This is a genomic window from Pseudoduganella sp. HUAS MS19 (assembly GCF_053615455.1).
This window is the reverse complement of the sequence record NZ_CM132133.1, coordinates 4,184,303-4,198,064: the sequence shown is the minus strand read 5'-3', so window position 1 is coordinate 4,198,064 and position 13,762 is coordinate 4,184,303. Positions and strand designations below refer to the sequence as shown.

16 protein-coding genes are annotated in these 13,762 nt (G+C 64.8%); 5 read left to right on the top strand and 11 right to left on the bottom strand.

Features of this window, described 5'->3' with window-relative positions:
- The first annotated feature begins 56 nt into the window (after positions 1–56).
- Positions 57–491: a thioredoxin TrxC gene (gene trxC / locus ACWBU6_RS18945; protein ID WP_452644948.1), complete on the top strand. Its 435-nt coding sequence runs from the start codon at positions 57–59 to the stop codon at positions 489–491.
- Here the strand turns inward: trxC and ACWBU6_RS18940 are convergent.
- The 10 genes from ACWBU6_RS18940 to dctP are packed head-to-tail and all read right to left on the bottom strand — an operon-like array spanning position 488 to position 9,475.
- On the bottom strand, positions 488–1,381 hold the full coding sequence (locus ACWBU6_RS18940) for an ACP S-malonyltransferase (RefSeq protein ID WP_452644947.1): 894 nt from the start codon (positions 1,379–1,381) through the stop codon (positions 488–490). The two genes, trxC and ACWBU6_RS18940, sit on opposite strands and share 4 nt — an antisense overlap.
- Positions 1,378–2,304 (bottom strand): triphosphoribosyl-dephospho-CoA synthase MdcB, encoded by a 927-nt coding sequence (mdcB, locus tag ACWBU6_RS18935; RefSeq protein ID WP_452644946.1) that lies wholly within the window; start codon positions 2,302–2,304, stop codon positions 1,378–1,380. Before mdcB ends, ACWBU6_RS18940 begins: the two co-directional genes overlap by 4 nt.
- Positions 2,301–2,987, bottom strand: coding sequence for a malonate decarboxylase holo-[acyl-carrier-protein] synthase (gene mdcG / locus ACWBU6_RS18930; protein ID WP_452644945.1), 687 nt, complete (start codon positions 2,985–2,987; stop codon positions 2,301–2,303). The genes mdcB and mdcG overlap by 4 nt, the downstream gene beginning before the upstream one ends.
- Positions 2,971–3,687 carry a biotin-independent malonate decarboxylase subunit gamma gene (mdcE, locus tag ACWBU6_RS18925; protein ID WP_452644944.1) on the bottom strand — a complete coding sequence of 239 codons (717 nt, stop codon included), beginning with the start codon at positions 3,685–3,687 and terminating at the stop codon, positions 2,971–2,973. The genes mdcG and mdcE overlap by 17 nt, the downstream gene beginning before the upstream one ends.
- Before the next feature lie 2 nt (positions 3,688–3,689).
- A complete protein-coding gene (locus ACWBU6_RS18920) occupies positions 3,690–4,574 on the bottom strand; it encodes a biotin-independent malonate decarboxylase subunit beta (RefSeq protein ID WP_452644943.1) in 885 nt (294 codons plus the stop codon).
- Entirely contained in the window at positions 4,571–4,885 is a 315-nt protein-coding gene (gene mdcC, locus ACWBU6_RS18915) for a malonate decarboxylase acyl carrier protein (RefSeq protein WP_452644942.1), read from the bottom strand. Before mdcC ends, ACWBU6_RS18920 begins: the two co-directional genes overlap by 4 nt.
- 8 nt (positions 4,886–4,893) lie before the next feature.
- A complete protein-coding gene (gene mdcA, locus ACWBU6_RS18910; RefSeq protein WP_452644941.1) occupies positions 4,894–6,561 on the bottom strand; it encodes a malonate decarboxylase subunit alpha in 1,668 nt (555 codons plus the stop codon).
- Complete coding sequence (locus tag ACWBU6_RS18905; RefSeq protein ID WP_452644940.1) at positions 6,562–7,911, bottom strand: TRAP transporter large permease; 1,350 nt, start codon at positions 7,909–7,911, stop codon at positions 6,562–6,564.
- Positions 7,908–8,462: a TRAP transporter small permease gene (locus ACWBU6_RS18900; RefSeq protein WP_452644939.1), complete on the bottom strand. Its 555-nt coding sequence runs from the start codon at positions 8,460–8,462 to the stop codon at positions 7,908–7,910. Before ACWBU6_RS18900 ends, ACWBU6_RS18905 begins: the two co-directional genes overlap by 4 nt.
- Complete coding sequence (gene dctP / locus ACWBU6_RS18895) at positions 8,459–9,475, bottom strand: TRAP transporter substrate-binding protein DctP (RefSeq protein WP_452644938.1); 1,017 nt, start codon at positions 9,473–9,475, stop codon at positions 8,459–8,461. The genes ACWBU6_RS18900 and dctP overlap by 4 nt, the downstream gene beginning before the upstream one ends.
- A 128-nt stretch (positions 9,476–9,603) precedes the next feature.
- Here dctP and ACWBU6_RS18890 point away from each other — a divergent pair, with 128 nt between their 5' ends.
- Genes ACWBU6_RS18890 through ACWBU6_RS18875 form a run of 4 tightly spaced genes read left to right on the top strand, consistent with a single transcriptional unit; the run spans position 9,604 to position 12,488 of the window.
- On the top strand, positions 9,604–10,269 hold the full coding sequence (locus tag ACWBU6_RS18890; protein WP_452644937.1) for a GntR family transcriptional regulator: 666 nt from the start codon (positions 9,604–9,606) through the stop codon (positions 10,267–10,269).
- 52 nt (positions 10,270–10,321) lie between these two features.
- Entirely contained in the window at positions 10,322–11,563 is a 1,242-nt protein-coding gene (locus tag ACWBU6_RS18885; protein ID WP_452644936.1) for an MFS transporter, read from the top strand.
- The gene (locus ACWBU6_RS18880; protein WP_452644935.1) at positions 11,560–12,180 is read left to right on the top strand and encodes a helix-turn-helix transcriptional regulator; all 621 of its coding nucleotides are present in this window, start codon (positions 11,560–11,562) and stop codon (positions 12,178–12,180) included. The genes ACWBU6_RS18885 and ACWBU6_RS18880 overlap by 4 nt, the downstream gene beginning before the upstream one ends.
- 50 nt (positions 12,181–12,230) lie before the next feature.
- Entirely contained in the window at positions 12,231–12,488 is a 258-nt protein-coding gene (locus ACWBU6_RS18875; protein WP_452644934.1) for a hypothetical protein, read from the top strand.
- On the opposite strand, the gene ACWBU6_RS18870 is transcribed toward ACWBU6_RS18875, so the two are convergent.
- The gene (locus ACWBU6_RS18870) at positions 12,458–13,660 is read right to left on the bottom strand and encodes a multidrug effflux MFS transporter (RefSeq protein WP_452644933.1); all 1,203 of its coding nucleotides are present in this window, start codon (positions 13,658–13,660) and stop codon (positions 12,458–12,460) included. The genes ACWBU6_RS18875 and ACWBU6_RS18870 overlap by 31 nt on opposite strands.
- Between the last annotated feature and the right edge of the window lie 102 nt (positions 13,661–13,762).

Genomic DNA, 13,762 nt, shown 5'->3' with positions numbered 1-13,762 from the left:
CTCCTGGCTGGCGAAGCGTGCCCTCCGGATTATAAGCCTGCGCTATACTGGAACCTATGGAAAACTTGCATATCGTCTGCCCACACTGCGACGCCGTCAACCGCGTGCCTTCGGTGCGCCTGGAGGAAGAGGCGACCTGCGGCAAATGCCAGCGTCCCCTGTTCACCGGCCAGCCGGCGGACCTGGCGACCGAGCGCTTCCTCAAGCATATTGAGCGCAACGATATTCCGGTGCTGGTGGATTTCTGGGCACCGTGGTGCGGACCCTGCCGCACAATGGCGCCGTTCTACGAACAGGCGACCCGGCACCTGGAGCCGTATTTCCGCGTGGTGAAGGTTAATACCGAGGCGGAACAGCAACTGGCCGCGCGCTTCGCCATCCGCAGCATTCCTACGTTGGCGGTCTTCAAGGGCGGGCGCGAGCTGGCGCGCCAGGCGGGGGCAATGGACAGCAAGGGCATTATCGCGTGGGTGCAGCAGCACCTGCGTTAAACCCGCGCCAGCCAGTCCCTGATTCCATCCAGCGAGCGGAAGTCCGCCACCGAACGGCATTCGATGCCGGGGTGGCGCGTCGACAGCATCTTCGACAAGGCATTTCCCGGTCCCAGTTCCAGGGCGGCAGTGATGCCGCGCTCGGCGCAAGCGTCCATGCATTCGGACCACACGATTGGTTCGGCGAGCTGGCGCGCGAGATGGCTGACTGCCGTCTCCTTGTCGCCTATGGGCACGGCGTCAATGCCGCCCAGGACCGGAGCCTGGAGCGTATCAAATTCTTCCCGTGCGAGCAGTCTCGCGAACGGTTCGACCGCGCCTTGCAGATAAAGCGTGTGCGAGGCGATAGCAAGCGGCAGTCGCACGACGCGTGCGCCGGGGATCGACATGACGGCCGCATCGGCGGCGAGGCCGCCGACGACGCAGCTATCTTCGCCATTTTCGATCGCAATCTGGAAGCCGTGGGTCGCCAGCAGTGGACGCAGCGTAGCCGTGCGCCGGCCGCTGATGGCAAGCATGGCGTGGGCGCTTCCGGCGTCAACGCAAGCATCCATCAGTGCCGCGCGTTGCGCAGCGAGGAGGATGGTGCGTTCCGGGCTCAGGGCGCCGGCCACAGCGTAGGCGGTCAGTTCGCCGACGCTGTAGCCGGCCACCAGGGCGGGCTGGCGGCAGTCGCGGCGCAGCGCCTCCCACATCGCCAGGCTGCTGGCGACGACCGCCGGCTGCGCGGCGCGGTTGCCGAACATGGCCTCGGGGCAGGACAGGTCGGGCAGCAGGGGCGCCAGTTGCGCCAGCAGGGCCGCGCCATGCGAGTCTCCGCGCGCCAGGTCGTACATGGCGGCATGCTGGCTGCCTTGGCCGGGACACAGGATCAGCAGGCGGCTTTTCATGGAAGGGGCACGGTGGTCAGGCTGTGCACCAGGCAAGTGGCGGCCAGCAGGTCGGCAGCGCCGCCGGGCGACAGCCCCTGGGCGACGAAGTGCCTGTGGCACTCGAGGGCGCGCTCCTTCCATTGCGGGTTTGCGGTACCGCCTTGCTGCAGGAACTGGAGGGCCGCGTGCTGCACCGTATCGGCGCCGGCGGTTCCGCCTCGGTGGTAGATGTTGGTGTCGCTGATGTTGGCCATCAGGGCGAAGATGGCATCGACGCGGGCGTGCAGCATCGGGCCGCCGCTAGCCAGCGTGGCATGCAGGGCCGGCAAGCCTACTTCGAACACGGAAGGCAGGCCAAGGGCGCCTTCTTCCCGCGCGCCGCTGGCGGCATGCCGGGCAGCCGCTTGCAAGCCGTTCGAGCTGCCGCCGGCGTGCGTGTGGGCGGCCAGTTCTTCGCCCCAGTGAAGCAGCAGGACGGTGCGCAGCGCCGCGGGCGTCATCGCCATGCGCAGCGCACGGACGCGGCCCATCGCGGCGCACAGCAAGCCGAGGGCGAAGATGGCGCCGCGGTGGGTGTTGACGCCTTTGGTGGCCGCCAGCATGCGCTGCTCGGCGGCGATGCCCAGTCTTTTCAGTTCCGCGAAGGGGGCGCCGTCGTAGCCTGCGTGGCAGATGCGGGCGTAGTAGTGGCGCAGCGAAAACAGGCTGCGCATGAAGGTTACGGCGTTCATATCGGTATGGCTGCCGTTGTCAACGAGCGAGACCAGGCCTGGCTTGGGGTAGAGTGTCAGCTCGTGGTACAGGCTGCGCACCGCGCGCAGCGCAACTTCGCGGCAGAAGGCATGGGCGGCGTGACGGCGCGGCCTGGAACTGGCAGTGAACCGGGCGGCGGCTGCCAGGATGCGCGCTTGCTGTGCCGACTGAGTGGCGCGGACCGTCATGCCGGCTCCAGTTCTGCGCGCAGTTCTGCGCGCGTTGCGAGTCTTACGCCCGATTGCGACTTGACCAGGACGCGCCCGGTGGGGGAACCGGCGGTGAGCCATTCCTTCCACGCCACGGCCTGGCCGCCAGGGAAGATGATTTCTCCGTCCAGCGGCAAGTCTTCGAGGAAGCTGGCCAGCAGCAGGGCGCCTTCATCCAGCGCGGCGCTGTTTCGGGGCCGGAACAGCAGGTCGATGTCGGAGGTGTCGCGCAGATAGGCCTGGCCCGTCAGTGCCTGCAGCGCGAGGGAGCCGAAAACGCGCAGGTCAAGAGCTGTGCTGGCTGCCGCCAGGCGGGCGAAGGGAGCTTGCCAGTGCGCTGGAAGGGCATGGGCGACGCCATCCAGTGGCAACGGTGCGCAATGGCGGGCAATATGCTGCGCCGGCACGTGCAACGGCAGGCGCAGCTTCGCTCCGTTGACGGGATCGGGCGGGGCGGCAAGGCCGATGCAGACATCGCCGCCATGCCCGTTGGCCTGCCCGGTCGCGTGCGCGGCATCATCGCGGCGGCGCACCACCAGCGGCCAGCCGGCATCGGCCCAGCGGGCGATTGCGGCGTGGGCTGGCGTGCCGCGCGGGGCAGTAGCCAGCACGGCCTGCCACCCGTCGCGCACCAGCCACACCAGGTCATGCCGCGCGTACATTGCCGCCGCCGACGATGGCTTCTATGACTGGCTGTGCAGTCTTGCGGCCTCCTCGCAGCAGGCCGAGCGCGCTGCGCTGGTCCTCGCGCGGTGCACTGGAGATGGCGTTTGCCAGGTGGGCGGCGAGGTCGCCCTCCCAGATTGCCTGCAGGCCGCCCATGCGCAGGTAGTTTTCCGGTCCCGGCGCGAATACGGGGTTGCTGCGTGCCAGCTCCACCAGCTTTTCTTCAGACACTTTGGTGATGCGCGCCATCGCCGGCAAGGCCATGACACGGATCGTGGCGCCGGGCAGGGCGTAGCAGGCGTCGGCCATCATGCCGCTGGCGACAAATCCGCCGGACAGGGCCTGGTCGTACACCAGCCCGATGGTGCGATGGCCCCGGCGGCGCGCCAGGTCGATGCATTTGCCCAGATGGGCCATGTAGCTGTTGATGCCCAGCATTTCGTCGCGATGGCGTAATCGCTGTCCTTGTGTGTCGACCAGCAGCACGATAGCGCGGCCTGGGTGGTTGCGTATCGTCGCCAGCACGGCCTTGGCCTGGGCCAGCGCAATTTCCACGCCGATCGGAGCATGGCCCGTGGTACCGATCACGCTGACGGCTTGCCCGTCAACGCGTGCGGTCCCGGTCAGGACTTGTTCATGTTCGACGATGTCATGGCCGCCGGGGAAAAGGGCATCGGCTAAAACTTTCCAATCCATTCTCATGCTCCTTGTCGGTGAGGCCCTGCGGCGGCAATGAAGGAATCGATCGCCAGCAGCGGAATATCCTGAGGCGCGGCAACGCCCAGCGATGCCCAGATGTCGGCGGGATCGCGCATACGGCCAAAGCGCCCGATGCGCTGCTCGAGCATGGCCTGCTCCGCTTCCAGGCCAGCCAGTGTCAGTTCTACCGTGTTGTTGCGGGCTTGCGCGATGGCGTCCAGCGCGGCCTGGCGGAAGGCAGGAATACTGTCTTCCACGATGCGCTGCACATCGCCCAGCAGGTAACGGTGCTTACCGCCAGTGGTGCGCCATACCAGTGCGCGGTCGCGCGAATCGAATTCTTCGACGCCGCTGGCGGTTTCGATCACTTCAGGGCCCGACATTGCCAGCCGGCCTTCCTCCGAAATCACCAGCGAATTGGCGCAGCGCGCCACGATGCCCATGCCGCCAAAGGCGCCATTGGAGCCGCCGATCAGCACCACGATCGGAATGCCGGCAGCACGCACGTCCAGTACGGCACGCATGACTTCCGACAGGGCGATCAATCCCGCATTGGCTTCATGCAGCCGCACGCCGCCGCTCTCAATCAAGAGCAGCACGGCTGCGGGGTGGTCGACCAGCGCGCGGCGCAGCAAGCCAACCAGCTTGGCGCCGTGCACCTCCCCCACGGCGCCGCCCATGAAGCCGCCTTCCTGGGTAGCTGCGAACACGGGCAGTCCATCCAGCGTGGCGCGGCCGACGATCACACCGTCGTCGAACGAAACCGGCGCACCCAGCTGCGCCAGATGCGGGCTGACGACGCGCTGCGCGGGGCCGATGAATTCTTCAAAGCTGTCGAACAGCGCCAGGCGCTCGCGCCCATTGGCCTCCAGGTAGCTGCTCATTTGCTTTCTCCCAGCATGGATTCCACCGCCTGGTCGAGACGCAGGCTGACCACGGCGGGCGTGGCCCCCATATCGTTGATCGCGATGCGGGTGTCGGCCAGTTGCCAGCGTTCGTGGAAGTCCGTGATCACGGCTTGCCAGATCGCGCCGAAGCCGACTGCGGCAGTCTGGATATCCACTTCGCAGGCGCCGCCCAGGGGGATGCTTTCGATCAGCACTTCCAGGTTGCCTGAACTGACCACGCCAACGACGCGCGGTTCGGCTGAGAGTGGGCGCCGGCCTTGTTCGAATCGGTAATTGAGTGCTTCCATCTTGGCTCCTACCAGTTGCGGAATCGCTTGGGCGGATCATACAGGCCGCCCGAGGCACGCACGAGGTCCTTCATGTTTTTGGCCGCCAGCAGGTCGCGCGTGGCATGGCGTTTGTCGATGCCCAAGTCTTCGGCGCGCCTGATGATGCCACGATCGCGCAGGTTTTCCACCATGCGCTTGTCGCGCTGAAGGCCAACGGGCGTATAGCCTGCCACGCCGCGGATGGCCTGTTCGCGCTCTTCGGCGCTGCGGCAAAGCAGCAGGTTGGCAATGCCTTCCTCGGTCAGGATATGCGTCACGTCGTCGCCGTAGATCATCACGGGCGGAATTGCCATCCCGGCCTGTTGCCCCAGTTCCCAGGCATCGAGGCGTTCGACAAAGGCCGGCTGCATATGTTCGCGGAAGGTTTCCACCATCTGTACCACCAGCTTTTGCCCGCGTGGCATGGCGCCGCTGCCCTGGCGCGCCTGTTCGCCGGCCTTGAGCCAGGCTGGGCTGGCGTGGCGCCGGCCGCGCGCGTCGGCGCCCATGTTCGGCGCACCGCCAAAACCGGAAATGCGGCCCAGCGTGGCGGTTGACGAATTGCCGGAGAGGTCGATCTGCAGGGTGGAGCCGATGAACATGTCGCAGGCGTAATGGCCGGCCGCCTGGCAATAGGCGCGGTTGCTGCGCATCGAGCCATCCGGGCCTACCGCGAAGATGTCTGGTCGGGCGCTGATGTAGTTCTCCATGCCCAGTTCCGAGCCGAAGGAGTGGACCGATTCCACGAATCCCGCTTCGATCGCGGGGATCAGGGCGGGGTGCGGATTGAGCGCCCAGTGGGTGGCGATCTTGCCGCGTAGGCCGAGCGCCGCGCCATAGGTCGGCAACAGCAGTTCGATGGCGGCGGTGTCGAAGCCGATGCCGTGGTTCAGGCGCTGCACCTGGTACCCGGCGTAGATGCCTTTGATTGCCATCATCGCCATCAGGACCTGGATCTCCGAAATCTGCGCCGGGTCGCGCGTGAACAGCGGCTCGATGTAATAGGGCGTTGGCGACTGCACGACGAAATCGACCCAGTCTCCCGGCACGTCGACCCGCGGCACTTTCTCCACGATGCGGTTGACCTGAACGATCACGATGCCGTTCTTGAACGCAGTGGCCTCGACGATGGGAGGCGTGTCTTCCGTATTCGGGCCGGTGTACAGGTTGCCGTGCCGGTCTGCCGCTTCCGCAGCGACCAGCGCCACGCGCGGCGGCAGGTCGATGAAGTAGCGGCTGAACAACTCGAGATAGGTGTGGATGGCGCCGATATTCAGCTTGCCCGCCGCCGCGAGCCTGGCCACGCGGGCTGCCTGCGGGCCTGAGAAAGAGAAGTCCAGTCTCGATGCCACGCCGCGCTCGAACACGTCCAGGTGTTCGGGCAGGGCCAGCACCGATTGCAGCATGTGCAGGCCGTGCACGCGTTGCGGATCGAGCCCTGCCAGCGCCAGTGCCAGGAAATCGGCCTGCTTCTGGTTGTTCCCTTCGATGCAAACGCGGTCGCCGTGTTCCAGCACCGTGTGCAGCAGGTCGGCGATGCGGGCAGCGGGCAGCACCTTGCCTGCCAGTTCGCCGCCAAGTACGCTGCGGGCGCGCTCCAGGCGGCCTTTGCGGTTACGTTGAAGGCTATCCCATACGCGGCTTGGGTCACTCATCTACTTCACTCCCATGATCATGTCGGGCAGGGCGGTGGCAATTGCGGGAAAGATGCACAGCAGGACCACGGCAACCACCATCAGCAGCAGGAATGGCATCACGCCCCAGATCACGTCGCGCAGCGGTATATCCGGCGCGATGTTCTTGATGACGAAAATGTTCAAACCTACCGGCGGGTGGATCAGGCCCATTTCCATCACCACCGTCATGACGATGCCGAACCATACCAGGTCAAAGCCCGCTTCGCGCAGCGGCGGCAGGATGATGGGCGCCGTCATCAGGATAATCGATACCGGGGGCAGGAAGAAGCCCAGCACCACCACCAGCATCAGGATCGTTGCCAGCAGCACCCACTTCGACAGGTGCATGCCGACGACCCAGCTGGCGGCAGCCTGGCTGATATGCAGGTAGCTCATGACGTAGGAATACAACAGCGACATGCCGATAATCAGCAGCAGCATGGTCGATTCCTTGATGGTGGAGGACAGGATCGGCGACATGTCCCGGGGCCGCCAGGCCCCATACACGACGGCGATCAGCACCAGTGCGAGCAGGGCACCCAGGCCTGCCGTTTCGGACGGCGTGGCAAACCCGCCATACAGCGCGACCATCACGCCGATCAGCAGCACGATGAAGGGCAATACACGGGGCAGCATCTGCACCTTTTGGCGCAGGGTGAAATGCTCGTCATCCAGGTAGGCCGACCTGGCGCCGCCGTTCTGGTAAGCCACCAGCGCCTGCTGATATTCAGTGCGGGCGCGGCAGACGGCATAGCCGGCAAACAGCAGCACCAGCAGGAGGCCGGGCCCGATGCCGGCCAGGAACAGGCGTCCCAGCGACTGTTCCGCTGCCACCGCATACAGGATCATGGTGATCGAAGGAGGCAGCAGGATGCCGAGCGTGCCGCCTGCCGCGATGATGCCCGCCGCAAAACCAGGCGAGTAGCCACGCTTGCGCATCTCGGGAATGCCGGCGGAACCGATCGCCGAGCAGGTGGCCGGCGACGAACCGGCCATGGCCGCAAACAGCGCGCAGGCAAACACGTTGGCAATTCCCAGGCCGCCAGGAACTTTGTGAAGCCATGTGTGGATGGCTGAATACAGGTCCTTGCCGGCCGGCGACTTGCCGATGGCGGCGCCCTTCAGGATGAACAGCGGAATCGAGAGCAGGGTGATGGAAGCCATCTCCTCGTACACGTTCTGGGTGACCGTGTCGAGCGAGCTGGCCGGCATGAAAAAGTACATGAAGGTGGTCGCCACAATGCCCAGCGCATAGGCGATCGGCATGCCTGAGAACATGACCGCCAGGGTGACGATGGCGTACAGCGCGCCCAGGGTCAGTTCGCTCATTTTGCGGCTCCTTTACCGGAGATGCGCGCCAGCACTTGCAGCAGGATCTGCAGGGCCAGCAAGGTCATGCCGGCTGCCATCATGGAGTATGGAATCCACAGCGGCGGTGCAAGGGTGGAGGTGGTGGTCTGGCCGTCAACCCAGGCTTCGTGCCACAAGGTCCATGATTTCCAGGAAAAGAAGGCGCAGAACACGAAAGACAAGAGGTCGACGATGAACAGACGCACCGCATTGGCCCTGGGCGGCAGGATGGCAGCGAGCGCCTCAATGCCGATATGGCCGCGGAAGCTTTGCACGTAGGCGCAGCAGGAGAAGGTTACGCCAACCAGCATGAAGATCGAAGCTTCATCCTGCCAGTCCGTTGGGGCGTGGAAGAAATAGCGCGACACCACGGAATAGGTGAGGATCAGGGCGGTGAGCACCATCGCCACCATCGACAATGCCAGCAAGCCCTGGTTCACTTTCGCCAGCAGGACGCCGGCCGTCGCGAGGCCGGGGGGCCGCGGCAGCGCCGCCTCGCTGGGCGGGTTGAGTTCGAAACCGTGGCTCACAGCGTCTTCTCCGCCAGGGCCAGCAGCCTGGCGCAGTTGGCATTACGCTCGCCGTAGTCTTTCCAGGCGGTGCTGCGGGCGATGGCTTGCCACTTCCTGACGGAAGCTGCGTTCAGGTCGACGACCCTGGCGCCGGCCTTCTGGTAGACGGCGGCGACCTGCGTGTCGTCGGCCTGGGCTGCCGTTTTCGCGAAGGCTTCCAGTTCGGCGCCGACGGCCATGATGGCGGCTTGCTGCTCTTTCGGCAGGCGCTCGTATGCCGCGCGCGACATCATCAAAGGCTCGAACATGAACCAGTAGGCGGTGCCGCGGCCGGTGGTCAGCGCTTTCGATACTTCTTCCAGGCGGAAGGAGATCAGGGACGTCGAGGATGTCAGTGCCGCATCCATGGCGCCAGTCTGCATGGCGGCGTAGATTTCGTTGGAAGGCAGCGACACCACGGCGGCGCCGACGGCTTTCAGGATCAGGTCCATTTCGCGCGAGCCGCCGCGGATCTTCATGCCCTTGGCATCTTCCGGATCGACCACCGGCTTGACGCGCGAGGCGACGCCGCCAGCCTGCCAGATCCAGCTCACCAGCACCACGCCTTTCTCCCACAGGAGTTGCGTCAGGGCCTTGCCGACTTCCCGGTTCTTCCAGCCGTAACCTTGTTCATATGAGGTGACCAGGCCGGGCATCAGGCCGAGGTTTACCTCCGGGAGCTCGCCGCCGGCGTAAGACAGCGGCACCAGCGACAGGTCCAGCGCGCCCTTGCGCATGGCGGAGAACTGGGCATTGGTCTTCATCAGCGAGGAGCCGGGATAGACGGCGAACTTCAGCGCACCTTTGGTGCGCTTTTCCACTTCCGCCGCGAACATGCGCGTCAGGCGGTCGCGGAAGTCGCCTTCGGCCAGGGTGCCGCCGGGGAACTGGTGCGAAATCTTGAGGGCGCTGCTCTGGCTCCAGGCGGTTTGCAGCCACAGCGGGCTGGCGGCGAGTGCGGCAAGTACGGACCTGCGGATCATCTGCGACATGTCATCCTCCACGGTTAAGTATGCAGCTTAGGTTTTTTTGTATACAAGAATATCTTCGGCGAATACATTGTCAAGAGAATTGTGCGTCTTATAATGGAGTCTCATATACATCCTGAACATGTAGTGCCATGACGAAACACTCCTCCACCTTGCGGGAAACCATCGAAGAAATGATTGCGATGGGCGAGCTTCAGCCGGGCCAGCACCTGGACGAGACCGAACTGGCAACCCGCTTCGGCGTATCGCGCACACCGATCCGGGAGACGCTGATCCAGCTTGAGTCGATGGGGCTGGTAGTGATCCGTCCAAGGCGCGGGGCAATCGTGGCCGAACTGGGGCCGCAACAGCTGCTCGAAATGTTCGAAGTCATGTCCGAGCTGGAAGCGACCTGCGGCCGCCTGGCTGCGCGCCGCATGACGCCCGGGGAGCAGCAGGTGCTGCTGGCTGCGCACGCAGCCTGCAAGGCGGCAGTGGAAGCGCAGGAGCCGGATGAGTACTACTATCGCAACGAAGCCTTCCACGAAGCGATTTATGCGGGTGCCCACAACAGCTTCCTGTTCGAACAGGCGCGCAGCCTGTATCGCCGGCTGCGGCCGTACCGCCGTTTGCAGCTTCGTGTGCGCAACCGCATTGGCCATTCCTATGCCGAACACGAGGGAGTGGTGCAGGCCATCCTGGCTGGCGATGGCGACCAGGCGGCCGAGCTGCTGCGCAGCCATGTGATGATCCAGGGCCAGCGCTTCTCGGACCTGATGGCATCGCTGCCGCAGCTCGCCAGGCCGGCCGCTCGATAATAAATAACGTTTTCTGTTTACTTATTGTCGAGCCCTGCGTATATTGGAGGGCATGAACAATGTCCTCCTCATCGCGGCTACCTGCCTGCTTGGCCTGCTGTCCACCACGGGCGCTTCGCTGCCGTATCCGATCCTTCCGCCGCTGTTCGCGGCCGAAGCCCATAACTCCCTGAATCACTTCCTCGGCCTGCCGCCCAAGCTCCTGTTCGGCATCGCGCTGACGGTGAACCCGATCGGCCTGGTGATCGGCTCCGCGCTGCTCGGACCCATGTCCGACCGCTACGGGCGCCGTCCAATCCTGCTGGCGACTGCACTCGGTGCCGCTGCCGGCCACGCGCTGACCGCGCTGGCGCTGGTGATGCAGTCATATCCCCTGTTCATCCTGGCCCGCTTCGGCACCGGCCTGCTGGAAGGTAATGGCGCGGTGGCGCGGGCCCTGGTGGCCGAAAAGCTGGAAGGCCCGCAGCGCCTGCGCGCGCTGTCGCTGGTGAATGGCTCGCTCCACCTGGGCTGGCTGGTGGGGCCGGTGCTGGCCGGCTTCACGCTGGGCTTTGGCATTACAGTGCCGTTCTGGGTGGCCGTGGTGGCCCTGGTCCTGGCTGCCGCGCTGGTGGCGATCACCGTGCCGCGCGCGGCCAAGGCGCCGGCCGACGGTGCTTCATGGTGGCAGGTGGCGCGCTCGCACCACGCCATGAATTTGCTGCGCTTTCCCGAGTTGCGCACGCTGTTCATCGTGCAGTTGGCGCTGACCTGCGGCATCACCGGTTTCTATGAATACTACCCGCTGTGGCTGGTGGAGCAGGGTGGTTACGATGCGCGCGGCATTGCGACCATCAATATGGCAATGTGCGCGATCATGACGCTGGCCGCGGTTATTGCGGGCCGGCCGAGCAGCATGGAACCGCTGCACCGTGCGAGCTGGCTGGCTTTCGGCCTGGCGGCATCGGTTGCCGGCGTTGCATTGGGCAACCTGTGGATCGGCATGGTGGCGATCTGCCTGTTCGGCCTTCCCAACGCCTTCTATAACGCGACGGTGCAATCGTGGGCGGCGGACCGCTTTGCGGCGCATGGCCAGGGTTCGGTCATGGGCTTGTTGTCGATGACGTTCTGCTTCGCCAACATCGCCATGGCCGCCATCGGTTCGGTGCTGACGCTGATCGATACGCGTTTGATCCTGCTGCTTGGCGCGGTTTTTGCCGCATGGGCGGGCTGGCGGCTGCGCGGCTGGCGCGGTGAACTGGCTAGCGCTCCGGCGCAGCGCGCGGTAGCGAAGGCGGAAGGAGCCGGCGCATGAACACTGCCGACCAGATCCTCTTCCTGTTGAAAACGCGGGGCCCGCGCACAGCGCAGCAACTGGCCGGCTTGCTCGACCTGACCTCGATGGGCGCGCGCCGCCACCTGGAGGCGGCGCAAGAACGCGGCTTTGTCACGTTTGAAGATGTGGCGGAAAAGGTGGGGCGCCCGTCACGCCGCTGGCTGCTGACCGACGCCGGCCACGCACGCTTCCCCGACCGCCACGCCGACCTGACGCTGCAACTGATCACCCAGGTGCGCGCCCTGTTCGGCGAAGAAGGCATGGACAAGCTGATTACCGCCCGCGAACAGGCCAGCGAGGCCTTCTACCGCGAAGCGATCGATGCCGGTGCCGCGCTGCCGGAGCGCGTGCAAGCCCTGGCCCTGGCGCGCGACGTGGAAGGTTATATGGCCGAAGTCGAGCCGCAAAACGACGGTACGCTGCTCCTGGTCGAGAACCATTGCCCGATCTGTGCCGCCGCCCGCGAATGCCAGAACTTCTGCCGCTCGGAACTGGAGGTATTCCAGCGTGTGCTGGGGCCCGGCTGCAATGTGCAGCGCGAGGAACACATCCTGGCCGGCGAACGCCGTTGTGCCTACCGGATCAAGCCCGTGTGACAGCAAACCCGCCGCTGGTGTAGAGTAGTGAAAACCCAACGGAGGCAGCAATGGACGATGAAATCAGGCGGAAATTTGTCACCGAAGTGTGGAAGCGCTTTGTCGAGGTGCAGAACTGGGCGATCGCCAACTGGCCCGACAGCGAACACCCGCTCAGCACTTCCGATTTTGTCGAAGGCAGGAAGGAAATCCTCGGCCTCGGCTTGCCGCCCAATCTTAAACTGGGCCACGAGCCGCCCCAGCCGGCACCCGAGCCGGCACAGGGTGGCCCGCAATATCAGGAAGTGACGCCCGCGCCCTGGCCGTGAGGCTGGCCGTGGGTTGCGCCGCGATAGGTGGCGTAGCTCACCGCCAGGCAGGCTGCCAGGCCGAGTGCCAAATGCAGCGCGCTGCCGAACAGCAGTGGCGCTACCAGCCCGGACACCAGTGCAAACAGCATCATCTGCAGGAAGGACTGCATCGAAGCCGCCAGTCCGCTATGTTGCGGGAACAGGTTCATGCCGGCCAGTGTCAGTGGCGGCATTGCCAGGGCCAGCGAAAAGGAGAACAGGAACAGCGGCAGCACGGCCCAAGGGACGGTCGCTGCGAAGAACCAGTTGTAGCCCACGTTGATGGCCGCGGAAATGGCCATCAGGCCGTAGCTCAGTTGGATCAGTTTCGCAGGCGCCATGCGGTGCGCCAGCTTGCCGCTTGCGGTCGCGCCCAGCACGTGGCCGCTAATCAAGGGGATGAACAACCAGGCGAAGGCGGTTTCAGGCAGCTTCAGGATGTGCATGATGAAGTAGGCGGCCGAGCCGATATACAGGGCAAAACCGCCGAAAGCCGCGCCGAGCGACACCGACAGCAGCAGGAACTGACGGTGCTTCAGCACCATCCAGTAATTGCGTGCGATGGCGCCCAGGTGCAGCGGATGGCGTTTTTCCTGTGACAGGCTTTCCGGCAGCCAGCGCCAGACGGCGATCCACATCAAGAGGCCGAAGCCGGTCAGGAACCAGAAGATGGAGCGCCAGCCGAAGGAAACTTGCAACCAGCCGCCCAGCACAGGCGCAATGGCCGGAGCCAGGCCGAACACCATCATGATATTGCCCAGCATTTTCTGGGCTTCCATGCCATCGAAGCGGTCTTGCACGATGGCGCGGGCGATCACCGAACCTGCACCGGATGCCAGCCCTTGCAGGATGCGGGCGCCAAGCAGGAAACCGAAGGAGCCGGCCAGGGCGCCGCCCAGCGAGGCCAGGATGTACAGCACCAGCGACCACAGGATGACCGGGCGGCGGCCAAAGCTGTCCGACAGGGTGCCGTAGAACAGCATCATGAAGGCGAAGGTGAACAGGAACAGGCTCAGGGTCTGCTGGATCGCCATCGGGCTGGCGCTGAAAGTCTCGGCAATGGCCGGGAAAGAAGGTAGATAGGTGTCGATTGCCAGCGGACCGACCATGGTCAGGCCGGCAAGCAGCAAGGTAAGCAGGATGTTCTTCATGTGTTGCCCGAGAGTGAGCGCGCTATTTTAAGGGAATCCCGGACTGTCTGCTTATGACTGGAAAGCATAAGCTTGTGCAAACAGTTTCTTTCGCTTTTCGAT

What these genes read in the sequence shown, in the direction of transcription:
- ACWBU6_RS18880 (WP_452644935.1), top strand. Translation starts at nt 11,560, where the DNA reads ATGAACACTGCCGACCAGATCCTCTTCCTGTTGAAAACGCGGGGCCCG.
- mdcG (WP_452644945.1), bottom strand. Translation starts at nt 2,987, where the DNA reads ATGTACGCGCGGCATGACCTGGTGTGGCTGGTGCGCGACGGGTGGCAG.
- ACWBU6_RS18885 (WP_452644936.1), top strand. Translation starts at nt 10,322, where the DNA reads ATGAACAATGTCCTCCTCATCGCGGCTACCTGCCTGCTTGGCCTGCTG.
- mdcB (WP_452644946.1), bottom strand. Translation starts at nt 2,304, where the DNA reads ATGACGGTCCGCGCCACTCAGTCGGCACAGCAAGCGCGCATCCTGGCA.
- dctP (WP_452644938.1), bottom strand. Translation starts at nt 9,475, where the DNA reads ATGTCGCAGATGATCCGCAGGTCCGTACTTGCCGCACTCGCCGCCAGC.
- ACWBU6_RS18890 (WP_452644937.1), top strand. Translation starts at nt 9,604, where the DNA reads ATGACGAAACACTCCTCCACCTTGCGGGAAACCATCGAAGAAATGATT.
- ACWBU6_RS18870 (WP_452644933.1), bottom strand. Translation starts at nt 13,660, where the DNA reads ATGAAGAACATCCTGCTTACCTTGCTGCTTGCCGGCCTGACCATGGTC.
- ACWBU6_RS18920 (WP_452644943.1), bottom strand. Translation starts at nt 4,574, where the DNA reads ATGAGCAGCTACCTGGAGGCCAATGGGCGCGAGCGCCTGGCGCTGTTC.
- ACWBU6_RS18940 (WP_452644947.1), bottom strand. Translation starts at nt 1,381, where the DNA reads ATGAAAAGCCGCCTGCTGATCCTGTGTCCCGGCCAAGGCAGCCAGCAT.
- trxC (WP_452644948.1), top strand. Translation starts at nt 57, where the DNA reads ATGGAAAACTTGCATATCGTCTGCCCACACTGCGACGCCGTCAACCGC.
- mdcC (WP_452644942.1), bottom strand. Translation starts at nt 4,885, where the DNA reads ATGGAAGCACTCAATTACCGATTCGAACAAGGCCGGCGCCCACTCTCA.
- mdcE (WP_452644944.1), bottom strand. Translation starts at nt 3,687, where the DNA reads ATGGATTGGAAAGTTTTAGCCGATGCCCTTTTCCCCGGCGGCCATGAC.
- ACWBU6_RS18905 (WP_452644940.1), bottom strand. Translation starts at nt 7,911, where the DNA reads ATGAGCGAACTGACCCTGGGCGCGCTGTACGCCATCGTCACCCTGGCG.
- mdcA (WP_452644941.1), bottom strand. Translation starts at nt 6,561, where the DNA reads ATGAGTGACCCAAGCCGCGTATGGGATAGCCTTCAACGTAACCGCAAA.
- ACWBU6_RS18875 (WP_452644934.1), top strand. Translation starts at nt 12,231, where the DNA reads ATGGACGATGAAATCAGGCGGAAATTTGTCACCGAAGTGTGGAAGCGC.